Consider the following 18,318-nt stretch of genomic DNA (forward strand, 5'->3'; position numbering starts at 1 on the left):
AACTTCCTACCATGAAGTATATGAGGAGGTTTCGTTAAAGATCAAGTTTATCAAGGTTGAGTTTGTCCTAAATTGTTTTTCTGCGGACTTCGATTTTCAGAACTATGCTCAGTTTGGCTTGATGAAACTGGCGGCAAACGTGGTCGCATTTATGTAACCATTTTTTACTGATATGGTTAAGTCCTCTGAACGTGTTCTCTTCGTAGCCTCTGGGAGAGGAATGAAAAACGTTCATATAATCAGTTTCATACTTGAATTTGAAGGTAGTTCATCCAGCAATCTTATAGAACATTTGCGTAAACAAAATCTCGATTGACTGGTTTCATATTGTTCAGAGATTTGTCAATCCGGTGTGAGGACACAAGGAAACTGGAACAGCGTCTGCAAGGCGGATCAAAGAGTCTCCGGCATGGATTCAAAATGGTGGGAGCATTGAACAGGCATGGCAACGCATCAAGGTTTTCATTGTGAAAGTGACCTTGCTACTCGAGGGCAATAAATATACTTCCAGCGTTATTAGTTGCTCTCACGACTCTGAGAAATCACGCCATGCTGAGCAGGTTATTCAACGATGGATCTCCATGTACATAAATGCTTGCCTTGAGGGACTTAATAGTTTGTTTTAAGCTGCTGGAAATTGTTCAAGAGGTATCGAAACAACGAATCGTTCGCTGCCATGATGTATCTGATTGTGAGCCAGGCAGGTTCAATTCTCAAATCCATTTGAAACGTCGCTAAAAAAAAACGAGGCTTCACCAACTGGTGAGAAGCCCCGTTTTGGTTGAATAGTTTAGATAGTTCCAATCAGAGCTTTACAGGGTTTTTTGCCTTAATAGCAAATCCTCGTTTGGAAAGTGAAGCGCAACGGTTCGGTTCACCGTGGCTGAAGTCGATGGTAATTGATTGGCAGTATTCCATGAGTTTTTTGTCAATCACCACAGTGAATTCGCCATGCTGGGTAGCAAGATCGTTTTCAAGAATTTCATCGGGTACCAGACCAAGGCCGGTGTCTGTGCCGCCGGTTCCCATCACGGCGATACGTATGGCTGGACGGTGATCTCCCTCCTGACGGAGATCCGGGAAAAATTTCATCGCTTCTTCAGTTATTTCCAACATAATCCTGTCTGTCTCCTGTAAGAGTGGCATGCCCACTCTTACTTTCCGACGCAATGACCAAGCATAAGGCCTATTCTCACTCCTAAATAGAGGAGAGGGCGGTGGTGGTTTATACGCCGTAGTTTTTACCATAATTCTCGACGACGAAGTCGATATCCTTGTCGCCGCGGCCGGAAAGATTCACCAATATGGTTTCGTCTTCCTTCAGATCCTTGGCGAGCTTAATTGCAAAAGCGACTGCGTGGGCACTTTCGATTGCGGGAATGATGCCTTCGGTTCTGGAAAGCTCGAAAAGCGCATCGATTGCTTCTGAGTCGCTGGCTGTAACATACTGCGCACGACCGATATCTTTCAAGAGGCTATGTTGTGGTCCGACACCGGGATAGTCGAGACCACTGGCAACTGAGTAGACGGGTAGCGGTTCGCCTTTGTCGTCCTGGAGTACATATGATTTAAAACCGTGCAGTACTCCGGGGCTGCCTTTGGTCAACGTTGCGGCATGATCTCCATCCTTGAAACCTCGGCCTGATGGTTCGACACCCCAGATCTTTACATCTTTGTCATCAAGAAAGGCGCTGAAAAGTCCCATGGCGTTTGAGCCGCCACCTACACACGCGACGAGATTGTCTGGCAGTTTATCATATTTGTCCTGAAACTGTACTCTCGCTTCATTGCCCACCACGGCCTGAAAGTCGCGAACCATCATCGGAAACGGGTGTGGACCTACTACCGAGCCGATGGCGTAGAGTTGGTTGACCGGGTCTTCAAGATACGCTTCAAATGCAGCATCGACGGCATCTTTCAAAGTTTGTGTTCCGCGATCAACCGGGATGACATTGGCACCAAGGATCTTCATACGCACGACATTGGGGTGCTCTTTAGCTATATCAATTACACCCATATAGATGTCGCACTCAAGCCCGACCAGGACTGCAGCGGTGGCAAGCGCGACGCCATGTTGGCCCGCACCGGTTTCTGCGATAATTTTCTTTTTGCCCATTTTCTTGCACAGCAGGGCCTCGCCAAGACAGTGATTAATCTTATGGGCCCCAGTGTGGTTGAGGTCTTCGCGTTTGAGATATATCTGGGCGCCACCTACTTTGGTGGAAAGATTTTTCAGATGAAAAATAGGGCTTGGCCGACCGACGAAGTCGCGGTAGAGCATGTTCAGTTCTTCATGAAACGCAGGGTCTTGGGTGATTTCAAGATATGCCTCATTGATTTCACCTAAAATCTTTTCAAGTTGTGGTGGAATAAAGCTGCCTCCATACTCGCCGAACCAGCCATTTTTGTCAGGCATTTCGATAGACTTTATATCTGTGCTCATTTCTTTACTCCTTGATTTTTTAATACATTCCTGAGATTAGACCGTATATTCATGAACCCTTTGTTTATTTCACAATGATCCGGGTCAGCAGTGGTGATTGAGCAAGCCAATTGTCGGCCAAAATGTAGCCGGGTAGCCTCTTTTCTTCGCTGTTATTTCAATAGTAGAAATAACGACTCCGATACAGTGAAGTCGAATGATCTAGAATACGGAATTTGACGGTAATTTCAATAAAAAATGTACTAGCATACTGATACGAGAGGGCCAGGATATTCACGATGGAAAATACCCTGGCACACGGGGCGTAGAAGGTCGGTCCGTTGGGCTATATCAGACTCCTAGTTTTTGAGTTCGGCCAATGCCTCATCCTGGACGATGGAGTAGCAGGGGAGGTACTCCTGATCGCTGGGGATTTTCATGCGATTTTGGGAGATAAACCCCTTGAGCATACTGTCAAGCGAGTCCATTATCTCGCTTTGGCCTCGAAGCTGGACCAGACCATGGTCTTCAATCGCTTGAATGCCAGCTGGCTTTACGTTGCCTGCCACGATTCCGGAAAATGCCCGACGCAGATCTACAGCAAGTTCTCTGGCTGGACGGTCAAGGCTCAGGTCAAGAGTGAGCATGTTCTCGTGGGTTGGTTCGAATGGAATCTGTGAATCGTAATCGATGTTCAATGACCAGTTGAAGAACATTGTGTCATCGCTCTGCATACGGTATTCACTGACTTTCTGTACACCTCTTTCCATAACCTGGGCTACTCGCTCAGGATCATCAATAATAATGTCATATTTGCTGCGAGCTTCCTCTCCGAGGGTAAGGCCGATAAATTGGTCTATCTCAGCAAAATAGTTCCTGGCTGAAGAGGGGCCTGAGAGAACAAATGGAAAGGGGATGTCCTGATTGGCTGGATCTAACAGGATGGAGAGCAGGTAGAGAATCTCCTCGGCTGTTCCGACGCCACCAGGAAAGACAACAACCCCGTGGCCCAGGCGAACAAAGGTCTCAAGCCTCTTTTCAATATCGGGCATGATGACCAGATCGTTGACGATGGGGTTTGGGGATTCGGAGGCGATAATGCCCGGTTCGGTGATACCCAGGTACTGTCCTTCGGTAAAACGCTGCTTGAAATGACCTATGGTGGCACCTTTCATTGGTCCTTTCATGGCTCCTGCTCCGCAGCCGGTGCATATGTTGAGGCTACGCAGGCCAAGTTGATAGCCAACTTCCTTGGTGTAATCGTACTCTTCCCGTGAAATGGAATGCCCACCCCAGCAGACTATCAAGCCTGATTCCAAATTGGGGTTGAGCACCCCGGCATTGCGAAGCAGATGGTATACCGCATTGGTGATACCCCGGCTGGTGGTGAGATTGAGGGCCGGGTTTAAGTATAAGGTATCCTCGGCGAAAACAATATCCCGGAGAACTGCAAAAAGATGTTCACGGATACCCTGAATAACTTTATCGCCTACAAAGGCGCTGGCGGGAGCGTTTTGCAGTTCCAGGGCGATACCACCATTCTCACGAATGACAGCGATATCAAAGTCGGGGTAGCGCTCGTACAATTTTCTGCTATCGTCGAGATCATCGCCGCAATTGAGAACTGCGAGTGAGCAGTTACGGAAAAGTTCATGGATTTTCCCCTGACTGGCAGTCAGTAAGCGGTGAGCTTCCATCTGCGAGAGCAGGTCGAGATAGCCATGGGGAAGAATAGTAGTATTTTTGACAGTATGAACCATTATGTTCCTTGGTGTTGATGAACAATAATTACGCGTGCTGCCGTGGTTGCTTCGAGCAAGGTGCCATGAGAAGCGTTTGAAGAAATTAATAAAAACCGTGCAGTATGCGGTGTAAAAGCTGAAGACACAGATGATTTTTTTAGTCACTTGTCGTTCAAAAGGCAAGCTGATTCTTCTGGCTGATGGAAAATGATTGTGTCAGGCAAACATGATGTACACCTGTTGTTATGTTTTCGGCAAAACACAGAATTATTATAACTTAAAGCTAATCAATTTCTGCCGGTTCTCTCACATAGGTTGTGTCTAATGCGGTTGTACAAGGGGTACGTTCAATTGTGAAACGAAATAGAGGCGTGCAGAATAAACGATGTGCGGAAATGACAAGCCTTTGGTCGAATCGCAGGGTGAAATGAATGATCTCCTGAAGCACCATGCACAAATCCCATAGCACCTTCTTCAAAGTGAGACCTCACTATTCTCTCCTCTGTCTAGGCCTGTATCTGCCGCAGGCCTGGACAACTTTTTTCAGATAATAGAAAAATACTCTCTTCTCAGTTATCCTGTGCTATTGTTTTGGTTGACCTGGGCCGAACAGTTCGGGGGAAATCGTCAGACTGTATGTACCAGATAGCCTAAAGTACTCCATAGCCAGCAAGGTGGAGAAAGAATGAGTAAAGAGGCGTTGAATGGATAATCAGAAATTGGCATTGGTTACTGGTGGCAACAGGGGTATCGGCAATGCGGTGGTCAGAGGCTTGTGTGAGCGTGGTGTCCGAACACTTTTTACTTGTCGTAACCCCCATGATGGGCAGTTGGCGATGATGGAGATGGCTACCCATGCAAGACTGCTTGACTTTCACCCCCTGGAACTGAGTGAGAACCAAAGTGTCGAGACATTGGTCCACTATGTGACAACGAAGTATGGATATCTCGACATTCTGATCAATAACGCGGCGGTGAATTATGACAACTGGCAGCGGGTGTCTAAAGTAGCCATGGCAGAAGTGGAATACACCATGGATGTCAACCTCCTTGGGCCGTGGAGGATGTGTAATAATTTTATCCCGTTGCTGAAGGCTAGAGAGAATAGTCGTATTATAAACGTCTCCAGCGGGGCAGGTTCCATCGAAAATCTAACTGGAGAAACTCCCGCCTACAGTTTGTCAAAAAACGGCCTGAATATGCTGACCATAAGTCTGGCAGCGGATCTGGCAGATGACGGAATTGCTGTCAATGCAGCCGACCCCGGTTGGGTGAGAACCGAACTGGGCGGTGAAAATGCACCTAATTCAGCGGAGGAGGGGGCCGATACCATTATTTGGCTGGCGTTGGATGCCCCACAAAAACTGACTGGCGGCTTTTTCCGAAACCGCACTTCTGTGTCGTGGTAATGGGAAATCGATATAGAGATTTGTGAGGGGACGAGGTGTGAAATTGTACCACAGCCGGTTTTCTATTACACTTTTTCGGGATGTAGTCTCTGTCAAATATGTTATTGAGCACGTTAACTTAATCTAATCTGCCTGTACGCCGGCCACCCACCTTACGCCTGACTTATGACCAGTTTTCACCGAGCTTCAGGGGTAATTAAATAATTTAAAGGAGGAAAAATGTTCCTGACTGTTGATAACGAAAAATGTTTGCGCGACTCACTCTGTATTCTTGAATGTCCTGCACGCATATTAAAACTCGAAGACGCGGGACCGATACTGGTTGAAGGTGGTGAGGAGCTGTGCATTCGCTGCGGCCACTGTGTCGCTATCTGCCCCGAAGCGGCTATTTCGATTGACGGAATTACCCCTGAGAGTTGTCGCGAGATCGAAAGCACTTTGCTTCCCGATGAAGGGCAGGCAGAATTGTTTCTCAGTTCGCGTCGTTCAATCAGAACGTATCGCCGGCAACCAATGGACCGTGAAATTCTTGACAAGGCTATCTCTATCGCCAGTAAGGCGCCGACAGGCAGTAACAAGCAGCCGGTTGAGTGGTTGGTGATTTTTGACAGGGAAGATGTGAAGACCATAGCGGCTCAGGTAATTGATTGGATGCGGGTCGTTTCTAAGCATAATCCAGAGGTTGCAGCTTCCTACAATATGGAGCGGATTATTGCTGACTGGGACGAGGGGATTGACCGAATCTGCAGGGATGCGCCACATCTGGTTATCACACATGCTTCAAAAGAGTTTGGTATAGCTACCGTAGACTGTCACACTGCGCTCGCTTATATGGAATTGATTCTCCCTTCGCTTGGCGCTGGCAGTTGTTGGGCCGGCTATGTAATGTTTGCCGCTAGCCAGTGGGAACCGTTGAAAGAGTTCATAGGTCTGCCTGAAGATCATATTCTTCATGGTGTAGCTATGGTTGGGGTACCAAAGTTTACCTATAAGCGTATCCCACCACGCAATCAGCCAAAGATCATTTATCGCTGATTTGTGCTGAAATCGCAAGGAGGTCGGAGATGAGTGAGCAAAAATCTCCGTTTTTTCCAGAATAAACTCTCACCTCAATTGTCGTGAATTGTCGGTGCATGCTATCATATTAGTGAAGCGTAACCTTCAGCCAAAAGTATATTGTATCGACCAAAATGAGGTGAAGAATGACCATTCGACCAGTGCCGGCTTCAAAGGCTGTTGTGAGATGTGATCCTGCTTCTCTGCCATTTGAGCGTACCAGTGAGCTCAAGGACACCCTGCAGATTGTAGGGCAGGAGAGAGCTCTGGAGGCGGTTGAGTTTGGAATAGGCATTGAACATAAGGGGTTTAATTTATTTGTCGTAGGCCCACAAGGGACCGGGCGGCACACGGTTATTCGTTCGTTTATTGATCAGAAAGCGCTCACCATAGCAGCCCCCAGCGACTGGTGCTATGTCCATAATTTCAAGTTACCGCACAAGCCTCTGGCGCTTGAGTTTCAAAACGGAAAGGCTGCGATCTTCAAAAAAGAGATGAGCGACCTGATCAGTATGATGAAGGTGACGCTCAGCACCGTTTTTGAGAGTGAAGCAGTAAAGGCGCAGATGAAGGCGGTCCAGGAGGATCTTAAGCGCAAAGTCGACAGGATATATCGCGAGATAGAGGAGAATGCCAAAAGGGAATCTATTGCTGTGGTCAAGAGTGATCAGGGTATAATGGTCGCGCCCATGGATGGAGAAGGCAACATCCTGGATACAGAACAATTCTTAAAGCTGCCGGCGGCAACACGGCAGAGAATTGATGAGCTTATTGAAAAGTATCAGGTCGAGTTGCAGGAAGGCATGCAGCGAATAACTCAGCTCAAGCGCGAGGCGGAAGCCTTGAAACTGAACTTCAAGCGCAGAACTGCCGGTCAGGCGGTGTCCAGCCTTATCAGTACTTTGAAGACTAAATATAGGGATCGGGAAGATCTGGGGAACTATTTGCAGGAAGTCGAGAATGATATAGTTGAACATTCCGATGATTTTTTGCAGCATGCAGAAGATGCCAGGGAGCATTTTATGGTCATGATGGCAGGGACGCCATCGTTTGACCGGTATGAAGTGAATGTCCTGGTGGGTAACGATAGCAACTCGGCGCCGGTGGTTTATGAAGATTTGCCAACCTACCAGAACCTCCACGGCAGAATTGAGAACTGGGCCAGGATGGGTATGCTCACCACTCACTTTACTCTCATCAAACCCGGTTCGCTGCATATGGCCAATGGCGGGTATATCATCATTGATGCCCGGCGTCTCCTGATGCAGCCATATGCCTACGAGGGGCTGAAGCGTACCCTGCGCTCAGGTCAGATCAGGATTGAGTCCCTGGAGCGACTACTTGGACTGATCAATACCGTGAGCCTGGAGCCGCAGCCGATTCCATTGCGGGCCAAGGTGCTGCTGATCGGAGAAATGTACCTCTACTATTTATTGAAATATTATGATCCGGAGTTTGATTCGCTCTTTAAGGTACAGGTGGATTTCGAGCACGCCATGGATCGTAGCGAGTTAAATATCGAGCAGTACATCGCCCTGGTTGCAGGCATGCTCGAGAATGAAGAGTTGCTGCCGATGGATAGAGGTGGCATGGCGCGGGTAATTGAACATAGCAGCCGTTTGTCGGGTGATGGAGAAAAGCTGAGTCTGTATCTTGAAGAGTTGCTGGCAATAATTCAGGAAGCGGATCATCTGGCGCGAAAGCGCCAAGGGGATGTAATCGTACGTGATGATGTGCAGGCAGCACTTGATGCGGCCCAGCGTCGTTCCGGTCGTATCCGGGACAGGATGTTCGAGGCGATAGAAAAGGGTATTCGCCATATTGAAACAGATGGTGAGAAGATAGGGCAGATCAACGGCCTTTCAGTGATAGGCTTAGGAACGACCTATTTTGGCTTGCCAACCAGAATTACAGCTCTTACCAGGCCAGGCTCTGACAATGAAGTGATAGATATTGAAAAGCAGGTTGAATTGGGTGGTCCGATCCACTCCAAAGGGGTACTTATCCTCGAATCATTTCTGCGTTCGCGGTATTTGCGTAAGATGCCGATAGGCTTGCGGGCAAGCCTGGTGTTTGAGCAATCCTATGGCGGAGTCGAGGGCGATAGTGCCTCATGTGCAGAACTCTGTGCGCTGCTTTCATCACTGGCCGAAGCGCCAATCAGGCAGGGCGTGGCGATTACCGGTTCAGTCAGTCAGCAGGGCGAGGTGCAGGCTATTGGTGGGGTCAACGAGAAGGTAGAAGGTTTTTTTGACCTCTGTCTTAGCCGTGGGCTGACCGGCGATCAGGGAGTAATAATTCCCGCTTCCAATACGGCCCATCTTATGCTGAAAGACGAAGTTGTTCAGGCAATCGAAGACGGTACGTTTACTATCTGGTCAGTAGAAAGTGTCGATGATGCCATAGAAGTGCTGACCGGGATACCGGCCGGCAATCGCCTGCCGAGCGGCTCATATCCTTTTAAGTCAATCAATGCGAGAGTTGAAGGGGCTTTGAAAAGGTTTGTCCTGGATCTGAAATCATTTGATGAGCCTAGAAAAAAAGAGTCATGAAGCGATAAGAGTTCCAACCATGGGGCCTTGAATCGTCACTTCCTGCGTAACTGGTCTGGAGCTGTTACCAGCTGCCAGTCTCTCCTCCTGTTCTTTCTGGCGACACTGCTCAGAACATGCTAGAGTGATTTTCCTTTAATTTCATATTCAAAGGCATATACGTGCGCTCTTAATGGGCGCAATTTCTTACTCAAATAACGTTGGTACGTCTGTATGTTTCGTGCATTTTTTAAAAGCAGGGAGTGGTTTGTCTGGGCTTGGGGGGGGATGGCGGTACTTCTTTTCTCCCTCTATTGCCAGGTACAATTAACTGTAAAAATCAACAAATGGTACGGCGCGTTTTACAATATGCTCCAGAAAGCTACAGAACATTCTGTGGACGAGTTCTGGGCAGGTTTGCTGGATTTTATGTATATCGCTCTGCCATATGTTTTTATTGCGACAGTTACCTCCTATTTTGCCAGAATTTATGCCTTTAAGTGGCGGGAAGCCATGACATTTTCTTATGTTGAGAAATGGCAGAAGGTTGAGGAAGAGGTTGAAGGATCAAGTCAGCGTATTCAGGAGGATATCTACCGTTTTGCCAAAATCATCGAGAGCCTCGGGTTACAGGTTGTGCGGGCTATCATGACGCTTGTGGCCTTCCTCCCTATTCTCTGGGGCCTCAGCAGTGGTGTGGACCTGCCGATTATCCGGGATTTCAATGGCAGCCTTGTCTGGGTGGCTTTGCTGGTATCAGTCGGTGGACTGGTGATTTCCTGGTTTGTGGGTATAAAGCTGCCGGGGCTTGAATATAATAACCAGAAAGTTGAAGCTGCCTTTCGTAAAGAATTGGTCTACGCCGAGGACGACAAGGTCAACTATGGGCAGACTGCAACATTGGTCGAACTCTTCACTGGCCTGAGGTTCAACTATAACAGGCTGTTCATGCACTATGGGTATTTCGATGTCTGGATCAATTTTTTCGAGCAGTTGATGGTCATAGTGCCCTACATTATTATGGGCCCAGGACTTTTCACCGGCCTTATTACGCTGGGCGTTCTCGTCCAGGTCTCGAATGCATTCAGTAAGGTACGTGAGTCCTTTTCTATCTTTATTGCTAACTGGACCACCATTACTGAGCTTCGCTCAATTCATAAACGTCTACGTGAGTTCGAGCTGAATATCCGCTATTGACCCGAACGCACTCTGGCTGAAAGATACAAAAGCCGGTCGCGCCCTCATTCAATGGCGCTGACCGGCTTTTCGTTAATTGCCGATTATTTCTCAATCGCTGAGTGTCCACCAATTTGCTCCAGAAGTTCTGGAAGTTTCCGGCAATCCGGCAGCGTAGTTATCCCGTCAGGGAACTGATATTCACTTCTGATGCCAATGAAGGGAATAGTGTGCGTCTCAGCAGCACACATATCGGTATGGGCATCACCCACAAAGATGCATCTCTGTGGCTCCAGGGAATATTCAGAAAGTAATCTTCGTAAATGTTCTATCTTAGTTGTGGGGGAACCCAACACTTCTCTGAAGTAATGAGACATGTTTCGGTTGTCGATAATATGTCGCAGTTCAGGTTGCGGCGTGCCTGATATAAGGAAAAGAGGGTATTTACCAGTAAGCGTTCCGAGGGTTTCTCTGGCCCCGGAAATCCAGGGAGCTGAGATAACCTGCTGTATTACCAGATCCTCATATCGCTTTGCCAGCTCTCTCAAATGAGCCTCTTTAAGCGGCAGTTTGAGGATGGACTCAAATGCGTAGCGGATCTTCAGTACCCGGCTTACACCACCATGTTGTCGATGATAGGCAACGACTTCCTCAACGGCTTGAAGTGGATATTCCTTGAAAAGAGTGTAAAAAGCCTGAGTTTTCAATTCAGTGGAGTCGACCAGTACACCATCGAAATCAAAAAATATTGCCTGTAATTGCTCAGAGATCATCATGGCAGAACTCACTGTGAAAATGTAGAGCGTCTTGTTACTACGCAGTTTCCTGGCTCGTTATTGTAGAGGCTGATACATTGTACCAGGGCTGTAGAAGGAATAAGGTTGAAACCCTGAATCGCTACGGCCCATTGGGTTGCTACTAAAATGTAACATGATATTCTGGTTTTTTTTGTATAATTGGTGTAATTCTTCCTTGTTATATGAGAGCAGTCAAGCTCTGGAGTATTTCACTCCATTTTTATATTGAGCAGGTATTCAAAGGGGGCTGGGGCAGCGGCAGGGTAGGTTCACGCTTTAATAGATGAAAGGGGTGGATAAATGCACAAAGACGGGAATGGATCACCAAGGATTTTGTCAAGCCAATGGGGAAAGATAGAAGTTGAGCAGCTCGGCAGCGGCAGGGACTTCAAGCTCTGGCCGGGTGGAGGCAGAGAGTGGGACTGGGCTGAAAATGGTACCGGTCACGCCAGAGGTATCCAGATTGACGATGTCAAGGAGATACTATCCCATGGTGCAAAAGTGGTTATCCTGACCCGCGGAGTATTGATGCGCCTGAAAGTTCCCGATAGAACTCTTAATTTCATTGAAGATAACGATGTTGAGGTGATAGTGACCTCAACCAAGAAAGGCGTGAAGCTCTATAACGAATATGCTGAGAAGAAAGTCCCGGTAGGTGGGTTGTTTCACTCAACCTGCTGAGGTCTGTAAGCCGATTGAAATCGGCCCGGTCGTGAAATGAGAAGGCTGTATGCTACATAATTCGGTAGCATACGGCCTTTTTGTACGAATTTCGCCAGCGCCCGAAAATTGGTGAGAACTGTGTCTTGCGATAAGGCGCATTTATTTCAGGCAAAGTCCCAATAGGTCAAAGGGGTAACAACTCTGCTCGGATGTTTTTATGAAAACTTCAGGTTATCCGTAAAGCTCCTTCACCTTATTCCTGTCAATTGGCCCATCCTCACCTAGTGTGGGAAGACTCTCGACAAACTGCACATAGCTCGGCTTTTTGTAGCGGGCGATTCTGGCCCCGACAAACTCGATGAGACTCTTAGCATCTAAGGTGCTGCCATGAGTGGTAACGCAGACAGCTTTGACGCCTTCGCCAAACCTGGAGTCTGGCACGCCGATTACACTAACGGCTTCCACCTCTTGATGCTGCAGTATTACCGCCTCAACTTCTGCGGGATAGACATTTTCCCCACCGGGTTTAATCAACTCTTTTTCGGGTTTTCTTCCTTTGTAGAGAAGGTATCCGCCTTCGTCCAATGCGCCGAGATCTCCAGTATGGTGCCAACCGTTACGGAAAGTGAAGTCGTTTGCCTCAGGCTGTTTCCAGTACCCATTGAATACCAGCGGACCGCGGACGACTATTTCACCCGTTTCCCCTTGCTTGACAGGCACGTCGTTTTCATCTACCAACATGAAGTTACTGAGAAGTCCCTGCTTGCCGGCAGTACCAGGTTTATCTGAAGCCTGTGAAAAAGTAACGAAACCAGAGGTTTCAGCCTGGCCGTAAAGTATCCAGAATTTGGCTGCCGAAACATCTTCAAACCGTTTTATGTTATCCGGCCCGTCTAAGCCCACAACATATTTGAGGCTGGGAAGTGACGTGCCCGTTTCTGTCATGGCGTCGGTTATCCGGGCAAGGATCGGTGGAAAACTGCCCATGATAGTTACCTGTTCACGGCCAGTGATTGCAATTGTCCGTTCTAGATCAAACTTTTCCATAACAACGTTTTTGCCGCCCATCTGCATGACTGCCAGGGCGAGATTCATCCCGGTAATGTGGAACAGCGGCAGCATGGCAAGGTTTACGTCGTCTGAGTTCAGGCCCATGGATGTTATAACCTGCAGGTTTGCACTCAACAGATTGTTATGGCTCAGGGTGGCTCCCCGTGGCTTGCCCTCAACGGCAGCGGTGTAGATGATGCAGGCGGGATGATCTGGTTCAAGGGATATCGCGGGGAGTGGAGTTGTATCTGAAGCCGTCAGGGCCTGTTCAATCTTTACCACCGGGATATTGGCAGGTTCTGCCAATTCGCGTGCCTTACCCAGCTGGGTGTCATCTGCAAAAAATTGAATCGGCCTGCAGTCAGCAAGGATATAGGACAGTTCATCATTAGCCAGCCGCCAGTTCAATGGAACGAGGATAGCGCCTATCTTGGCGAGGGCGCCAACCAGGATATAAAAGCCTGGATGATTCATCGACAAAAGAGCAATGCGATCACCGCTTTTAATTCCCTGGTTATGCAGGCTTGCTGCGAGTCGATCGCACCGGCTCAGGAGCTGGCCGAAACTGAGGTTTTCATGGCCGGCGATCTCTGAGATCAGCGCTGTACTGTCGTGATTGTTTCTGGCATTACGAACGAACAGATCATACAGGGTAAACTCTCGCATATTCATCTCCTTTACTGAAAAAGAAAAGAGTGGAAGGTGACTTCGTTCAACTTCAAATGAATGTGCAGCAGGTTGACCCGAAGGTTTCATGATGTTGATGAAATATTCGGGCAGATATAGACAGGTTGAATCCTAGCCGAATGTTGCAATCCTTGCAATCCAGGAAATGAATAAGAAAAGAATGATTACCCGGGATGTTATTGGTGAAAAAGCAATGGGTTTATGGGGCGGGAATCGCCTTGTTGAGACTGCCCATTGAATAACCGGCAGCTTCTATGGCGACATATTTGAATCCATAACTTTTGAGTCGTTCGGATATCGAATCAAGCAGCTCTTCGTTAAAGAGTTTGCTTCGGTCGTTGCGGTTAACTTCGATACGTGCCAGATCGCCATGGCAGCGAACCCGTACTGCACGGAAGCCAAGTGACATCAAGTAGGTTTCGGACCTTTCAATTTTCACCAGATCAGAGAGACTGATCCGGGTGTCATAGGGAATTCTGGTCAGCAGACAGGCGTAGGCAGGTTTGTCATGGGTTGCGAGGCCCAGCTCTTTTGAGGCAGCGCGTATCTCGTCTTTGGTCCACTGGTTTTCCATCAGCGGACTTTTCACCCGGAGTTCAGACAGTGCTTTCAGGCCGGGCCGATAATCTTTGGTGTCATCGAAGTTGGAGCCATCTGCCACGTTGGTAAACCCCAAATCTCTGGCTTTCTCCTGAATAAGTGTAAACAGGGCTGTTTTGCATAGGTAACAGCGGTTGAAGGGATTGCTGGCTATTTCTTCGGGGATTTCTACTGTGACCAGTTCGTGACGAATACCTATAGAAGCGGCAAGTTCTTTGGCCTCGTCAATCTCCCAGCGGGGTATATAGGGGGAATCGACTGTAATTGCGATTGCCTTGTCACCAAGTACACGTTCGGCAAGGCAGGCTACAAAGGTGCTGTCCACACCACCGGAGAATGCCACGGCTATGGTGCCGAGCTTTTCAAAATATGCTTTCAGGTCGGTGAGTTTATCATGGTCTGTCATCGGAATGGTACCATCCTTACTGTGGGGTGTCGAAATACTGTTGTTAATGGTGTAGGCGATTTTCTCAGCAATAGACTTTAAGCATATTAGTCATAATTGACAGCTATTTCGGATGACTGGATACTCTGAAGCCATAGCCTTTTTTACTTCAAAACTTTCAAGCAGGATGTGCGTGCCATCAATATCCATGATGGAATCGACAGCTGAAGTATAGGGTAAATTGATTGGATCTTTAACGGTTAGCCGTGAGTTGAACTGTTAAGCTTTATCGACTTCAGCAAATATCCCTGGCGGAAAACCCCAGGTGTAGTTTGCCGATACATTAAGTTGATGAGGCCTGGGCAGGGCCAATTGACCAGACCTCGATGATGGCTAGATTTCGGCAGGGTTAATGCCAAGCTTTTTAATGCGATACTGCAAGGTAGAACGGGGAATACCGAGCAGATGGGCGGCGCCTTTTTTACCACCGATAATTCCTTTGCAGGAGCTGAGCGCATCGATGATGTGATCACGTTCCGCCTGCTGAAGAGTCTGGAAATTATCAGGTTTTTCCTGGGTTGTAGCTTTCAGTGAAAAGGTTTTTTCAATTTCGTCAGAGCCGATTCTCTCACCAGGGTGAAGAATGATCAGGCGCCGGACCAGATTGCGGAGTTCACGGATATTACCGGGCCAGGTATACCCGGAGAGTGTGTCCAGTACCTGTTCGGTGTATATCGGCGCCGGCCGGTTCATACGCTCAGATTCGCTGGCGTTGATGTTGGTGATAAGGAGAGGAATATCCTCGGGCCGTTTCCTGAGAGGAGGTACTTCGATGGTGACAGTTTCCAGGCGATAGTAGAGATCCTGCCGGAATTCACCGTTTTGCACATTCTCGAGCAGATCGACATTGGTGGCTGCAATAATACGAACATCAACCGGAGTGGAAGAACTTTCACCCACGCGTTCGAACTGTTTTTCCTGCAGGACCTGGAGCAGTTTGGATTGCATGGCAATAGGCAATTCACCAATCTCGTCGAGGAAGATGGTGCCCTTGTTCGCCAGTTCAAATCGGCCCAGTCGGTTATTGTCAGCACCTGTAAAAGCACCTTTGGAGTGGCCGAAAAGTTCACTCTCAAAGAGCGATGAGGTAAGACCGGGGCAATTCGTCTTTACAAAAAGATGATTGCTGCGATGGCTGCGCTCGTGAATGAGCCGGGCCAGAAAATCTTTTCCTGTTCCGGTCTCGCCGGTGAGCAGGATTGTTTCATCAGTTCTGGCGACTTTGTCGAGGAGCTCTATTACCTCTCTCATGCAATCGGATGCATAGAAAAAGCCGTCAGCTTTATAATCCTGGGTGTTTGAGAGCAGGTATTTGTTTTTCTCTTTGAGGTGTTTATTTTTATGCTCAAGCGAACTGTAGGCCAGCATGTTGTCGACGGCGATAGCTATCTGTTGGGTTACCGATTTCAGGAGTTCTGTAAGCTCACTGATATAATTTGGCTTTTGTCGGTAGCTGAAGTTGATTGTTCCGATGGTTTTGTCCCGGACGATCATCGGGAAAACCATGGTTGAGGTAAGGCCTGCCTTGATCAGGTCACCTACCGAACTAAGATCCTTGTATTGACTGAGATCGTCGAAAACTGCGGGCTGGCCTGAGCGGATGGCGATTTTAGCAATTGCGCCATTGGCCAGTGGCCGGGAATTATTGGCAACAACTCCACCGGGTTGTACACCGTCTGCGGCGGCGAAGTAGTTGATCGACCCATTCTCCTGATCATAGAGAATGATTGCCAGCCGGTCATGTTCAAAATGTTTATGAAGTTCCTTGGATAGGGCCTGGAACAAACTCTCACTGTTTTTCTCTGTAGCAATGGCGTTGTTAATGTCGAGCAACAGTTTATATCGGGTATCTGTATTCCACTTCATTGGGCACCAATAGAGGATAACGATTATGTGTTGAGTGCCCAATAATACTAAAGAGTGCCGAAAAAACAAGCCCAATATTCGTCGCGATGCCGGATATTGGGCATGATTTCGTAAGCAATCACTGCTCCTTTTCAATGGGCTGGAGTAGCGTTTCGATCGGTATGTAGCTAGTTCCTGCTGAATATCGACAAAAATGTATTTAAAAAAAGGCTGTGGCCCGTCTTTTGCATAACACCCAGTATGTTATTTAAAGAGGTGAAATATGAAGTTTGAATTAAAATATGGTGAAGGAACTATTGAAGTTGAAGTTCCGGATTCAGCCGATGTAACAGTGTTGGAGCCAAACAAGATTGCAGCGGTGCCATCAGTTGAGCAGGCGCTAATCGAGGCTCTGGTAAATGCCGGAGAAAAAGATGCGAGTCTGCTGCCTGATTTGAAAGAAGGGCAGAAGGTTGCCATCGCAGTGCCTGATGAAACCAGACCTTTGCCTGTCAAGAAGGTGCTGCCAATCGTTTTGAAATGGCTGTATGAACATGCGCCTGCACTGAAGCCGGAGAATGTGACCGTCATTGTCGGGGGTGGGCTTCATCCGCCGCTGGAGCAGGATGATCTCGACAGGTTGGTTCCAGCCGAGGTGGCGCCAGGCTGTGCACGAATTTCCCATGATGCGGTCAATAGCCCAATAAAAGATTTCGGTACCACCAGCAGTGGTTCCCCTGTACAGGTGAACGCGGTCTATGGTGAGGCTGATTATAAAATAGTGATCGGTCAGATCGATCCCCACCAGTTCGTAGGATTTACCGGTGGTGCGAAAGGTGTGATTATCGGTTGCGGCAGCGAAAAAACCATCGAGCATAACCACGGCCTCATGTTCAATGAGCAGGCACGTGTGGGTGTGCTCGAAGAGAACCCGGTTCGTCAGGATCTCAATGAGGCTGGTGAGCTGGTCGGCGTTAACCTCGCCGTGAATATGGTAATGGCACCGAACAAAGACGTTATCAAGATTATGGTCGGTAAGCCCCTCGATACCTTGTCTGAGGGTACCAAAAGCTGTGCCGCTCTCTACGGCGTAGGTATTGATGAAAAGTTTGACATTGTCATCGCCAGTTGTGGTGGTTACCCGAAAGACATCTGTCTTTATCAGGCACAAAAGGGTTTGAACCTCGCATCACAGGCGGTTAAGCCAGGCGGTAAGATCCTGCTGCTTGCAGCTTCTCCCCAGGGAGTAGGCGACGATGTATACCTCAATTACGTTTCCAAGTTTGAAACCCCACAGCAAGTTGTAAGCGATTTTAGGGCGAAAGGTTTCAAGATGGGCGCCCACAAAGCATTTCTTTTTGGCCGTACTCTCGATCAGTTTGATGTAGCGGTTACATCCGAACTCGATCCGGCCATTCTGAAGCAGTGCCAGCTGCGTGCAGCACGTCCGGAAGAGGCTCTAAGCGAGTGGCTGGACGGATTCGAGGGAACTCCCCGTATTGGCATAATCATGAATGCAAATACCATGTACTACTACGAGAAAGAGAAGTAGAGCCCCTTTCAATGACCCGCTGAATTTCAGGGGTGCTTGTTGAGCTCGTAGCTGAAGCGTTTGAAACCTGGATTATAAGTACGCCGCCAGCAACATAGAGGGGCGGCCTAAAATAGAAGTGAATCGAAAACCGGTAAACCGAAAAACAGAAGAGGGTTAACCCACCAACTCTCTCGATTCACACAGAAACCATTGCAGGAGACTAACATGGCAATCGATTTTTTAGTACACGAAGCCGCTGACGTGGTAGGTGTCGTAGTTGTTGAGGGTCTGAAGGCTGGCCAGGAGATCACTGGTTGGGTCATGAAGGAAGATGAGACCGTCACCATTAAGATTCTGAGCG

The 18,318-nt window shown here is 48.1% G+C and carries 13 protein-coding genes; 6 read left to right on the top strand and 7 right to left on the bottom strand.

Annotated features, from left to right (window positions below):
- Window positions 1-804: 804 nt before the first annotated feature.
- The 3 genes from ACN5NT_RS17950 to ppnN form a co-directional block, all read right to left on the bottom strand.
- Entirely contained in the window at window positions 805-1,146 is a 342-nt protein-coding gene (locus tag ACN5NT_RS17950; RefSeq protein ID WP_419176347.1) for a hypothetical protein, read from the bottom strand.
- Between the two features lie 79 nt (window positions 1,147-1,225).
- The gene (gene trpB / locus ACN5NT_RS17955; RefSeq protein ID WP_136799637.1) at window positions 1,226-2,443 is read right to left on the bottom strand and encodes a tryptophan synthase subunit beta; all 1,218 of its coding nucleotides are present in this window, start codon (window positions 2,441-2,443) and stop codon (window positions 1,226-1,228) included.
- Window positions 2,444-2,781: 338 nt separating this feature from the next.
- On the bottom strand, window positions 2,782-4,182 hold the full coding sequence (gene ppnN, locus ACN5NT_RS17960) for a nucleotide 5'-monophosphate nucleosidase PpnN (RefSeq protein ID WP_419176348.1): 1,401 nt from the start codon (window positions 4,180-4,182) through the stop codon (window positions 2,782-2,784).
- A 686-nt stretch (window positions 4,183-4,868) separates the two neighbouring features.
- Between ppnN and ACN5NT_RS17965 the strand changes: the two genes are divergently transcribed.
- The 4 genes from ACN5NT_RS17965 to ACN5NT_RS17980 all read left to right on the top strand — a co-directional run bounded on the left by ACN5NT_RS17965 (window position 4,869) and on the right by ACN5NT_RS17980 (window position 10,357).
- Window positions 4,869-5,573, top strand: coding sequence for an SDR family NAD(P)-dependent oxidoreductase (locus ACN5NT_RS17965; RefSeq protein ID WP_136799639.1), 705 nt, complete (start codon window positions 4,869-4,871; stop codon window positions 5,571-5,573).
- 219 nt (window positions 5,574-5,792) lie between these two features.
- Window positions 5,793-6,608, top strand: coding sequence for a nitroreductase family protein (locus ACN5NT_RS17970; RefSeq protein ID WP_136799640.1), 816 nt, complete (start codon window positions 5,793-5,795; stop codon window positions 6,606-6,608).
- Between the two features lie 167 nt (window positions 6,609-6,775).
- A complete protein-coding gene (locus tag ACN5NT_RS17975) occupies window positions 6,776-9,181 on the top strand; it encodes a Lon protease family protein (protein ID WP_136799641.1) in 2,406 nt (801 codons plus the stop codon).
- A gap of 213 nt (window positions 9,182-9,394) precedes the next feature.
- On the top strand, window positions 9,395-10,357 hold the full coding sequence (locus ACN5NT_RS17980) for a putative transporter (RefSeq protein ID WP_136799642.1): 963 nt from the start codon (window positions 9,395-9,397) through the stop codon (window positions 10,355-10,357).
- 83 nt (window positions 10,358-10,440) lie between these two features.
- Here the strand turns inward: ACN5NT_RS17980 and ACN5NT_RS17985 are convergent, their stop codons facing one another.
- Window positions 10,441-11,112: an HAD family hydrolase gene (locus ACN5NT_RS17985; protein ID WP_136799643.1), complete on the bottom strand. Its 672-nt coding sequence runs from the start codon at window positions 11,110-11,112 to the stop codon at window positions 10,441-10,443.
- Window positions 11,113-11,433: 321 nt separating this feature from the next.
- Between ACN5NT_RS17985 and ACN5NT_RS17990 the strand changes: the two genes are divergently transcribed.
- On the top strand, window positions 11,434-11,814 hold the full coding sequence (locus tag ACN5NT_RS17990; protein WP_136799644.1) for an MTH938/NDUFAF3 family protein: 381 nt from the start codon (window positions 11,434-11,436) through the stop codon (window positions 11,812-11,814).
- 213 nt (window positions 11,815-12,027) lie between these two features.
- Here the strand turns inward: ACN5NT_RS17990 and ACN5NT_RS17995 are convergent, their stop codons facing one another.
- From ACN5NT_RS17995 to ACN5NT_RS18005, 3 genes are all read right to left on the bottom strand, one after another.
- A complete protein-coding gene (locus ACN5NT_RS17995) occupies window positions 12,028-13,512 on the bottom strand; it encodes an AMP-binding protein (RefSeq protein WP_419176349.1) in 1,485 nt (494 codons plus the stop codon).
- A gap of 220 nt (window positions 13,513-13,732) precedes the next feature.
- The gene (gene larE / locus ACN5NT_RS18000; protein ID WP_136799646.1) at window positions 13,733-14,539 is read right to left on the bottom strand and encodes an ATP-dependent sacrificial sulfur transferase LarE; all 807 of its coding nucleotides are present in this window, start codon (window positions 14,537-14,539) and stop codon (window positions 13,733-13,735) included.
- 372 nt (window positions 14,540-14,911) lie between these two features.
- Complete coding sequence (locus ACN5NT_RS18005; RefSeq protein WP_136799647.1) at window positions 14,912-16,444, bottom strand: sigma-54 interaction domain-containing protein; 1,533 nt, start codon at window positions 16,442-16,444, stop codon at window positions 14,912-14,914.
- 262 nt (window positions 16,445-16,706) lie between these two features.
- Between ACN5NT_RS18005 and larA the strand changes: the two genes are divergently transcribed.
- Window positions 16,707-17,975 carry a nickel-dependent lactate racemase gene (gene larA / locus ACN5NT_RS18010; protein WP_136799648.1) on the top strand — a complete coding sequence of 423 codons (1,269 nt, stop codon included), beginning with the start codon at window positions 16,707-16,709 and terminating at the stop codon, window positions 17,973-17,975.
- Window positions 17,976-18,318 lie beyond the last annotated feature (343 nt).

Origin of the sequence: Desulfosediminicola sp. (assembly GCF_048381775.1) — a bacterium.
In the GTDB taxonomy this organism is placed as follows: Bacteria; Desulfobacterota; Desulfobulbia; order Desulfobulbales; family Desulfocapsaceae; genus Desulfopila; species Desulfopila ganghwensis.

What these genes read in the sequence shown, in the direction of transcription:
- ACN5NT_RS17950 (WP_419176347.1), bottom strand. Translation starts at nt 1,146, where the DNA reads ATGCCACTCTTACAGGAGACAGACAGGATTATGTTGGAAATAACTGAA.
- trpB (WP_136799637.1), bottom strand. Translation starts at nt 2,443, where the DNA reads ATGAGCACAGATATAAAGTCTATCGAAATGCCTGACAAAAATGGCTGG.
- ppnN (WP_419176348.1), bottom strand. Translation starts at nt 4,182, where the DNA reads ATGGTTCATACTGTCAAAAATACTACTATTCTTCCCCATGGCTATCTC.
- ACN5NT_RS17965 (WP_136799639.1), top strand. Translation starts at nt 4,869, where the DNA reads ATGGATAATCAGAAATTGGCATTGGTTACTGGTGGCAACAGGGGTATC.
- ACN5NT_RS17970 (WP_136799640.1), top strand. Translation starts at nt 5,793, where the DNA reads ATGTTCCTGACTGTTGATAACGAAAAATGTTTGCGCGACTCACTCTGT.
- ACN5NT_RS17975 (WP_136799641.1), top strand. Translation starts at nt 6,776, where the DNA reads ATGACCATTCGACCAGTGCCGGCTTCAAAGGCTGTTGTGAGATGTGAT.
- ACN5NT_RS17980 (WP_136799642.1), top strand. Translation starts at nt 9,395, where the DNA reads ATGTTTCGTGCATTTTTTAAAAGCAGGGAGTGGTTTGTCTGGGCTTGG.
- ACN5NT_RS17985 (WP_136799643.1), bottom strand. Translation starts at nt 11,112, where the DNA reads ATGATGATCTCTGAGCAATTACAGGCAATATTTTTTGATTTCGATGGT.
- ACN5NT_RS17990 (WP_136799644.1), top strand. Translation starts at nt 11,434, where the DNA reads ATGCACAAAGACGGGAATGGATCACCAAGGATTTTGTCAAGCCAATGG.
- ACN5NT_RS17995 (WP_419176349.1), bottom strand. Translation starts at nt 13,512, where the DNA reads ATGCGAGAGTTTACCCTGTATGATCTGTTCGTTCGTAATGCCAGAAAC.
- larE (WP_136799646.1), bottom strand. Translation starts at nt 14,539, where the DNA reads ATGACAGACCATGATAAACTCACCGACCTGAAAGCATATTTTGAAAAG.
- ACN5NT_RS18005 (WP_136799647.1), bottom strand. Translation starts at nt 16,444, where the DNA reads ATGAAGTGGAATACAGATACCCGATATAAACTGTTGCTCGACATTAAC.
- larA (WP_136799648.1), top strand. Translation starts at nt 16,707, where the DNA reads ATGAAGTTTGAATTAAAATATGGTGAAGGAACTATTGAAGTTGAAGTT.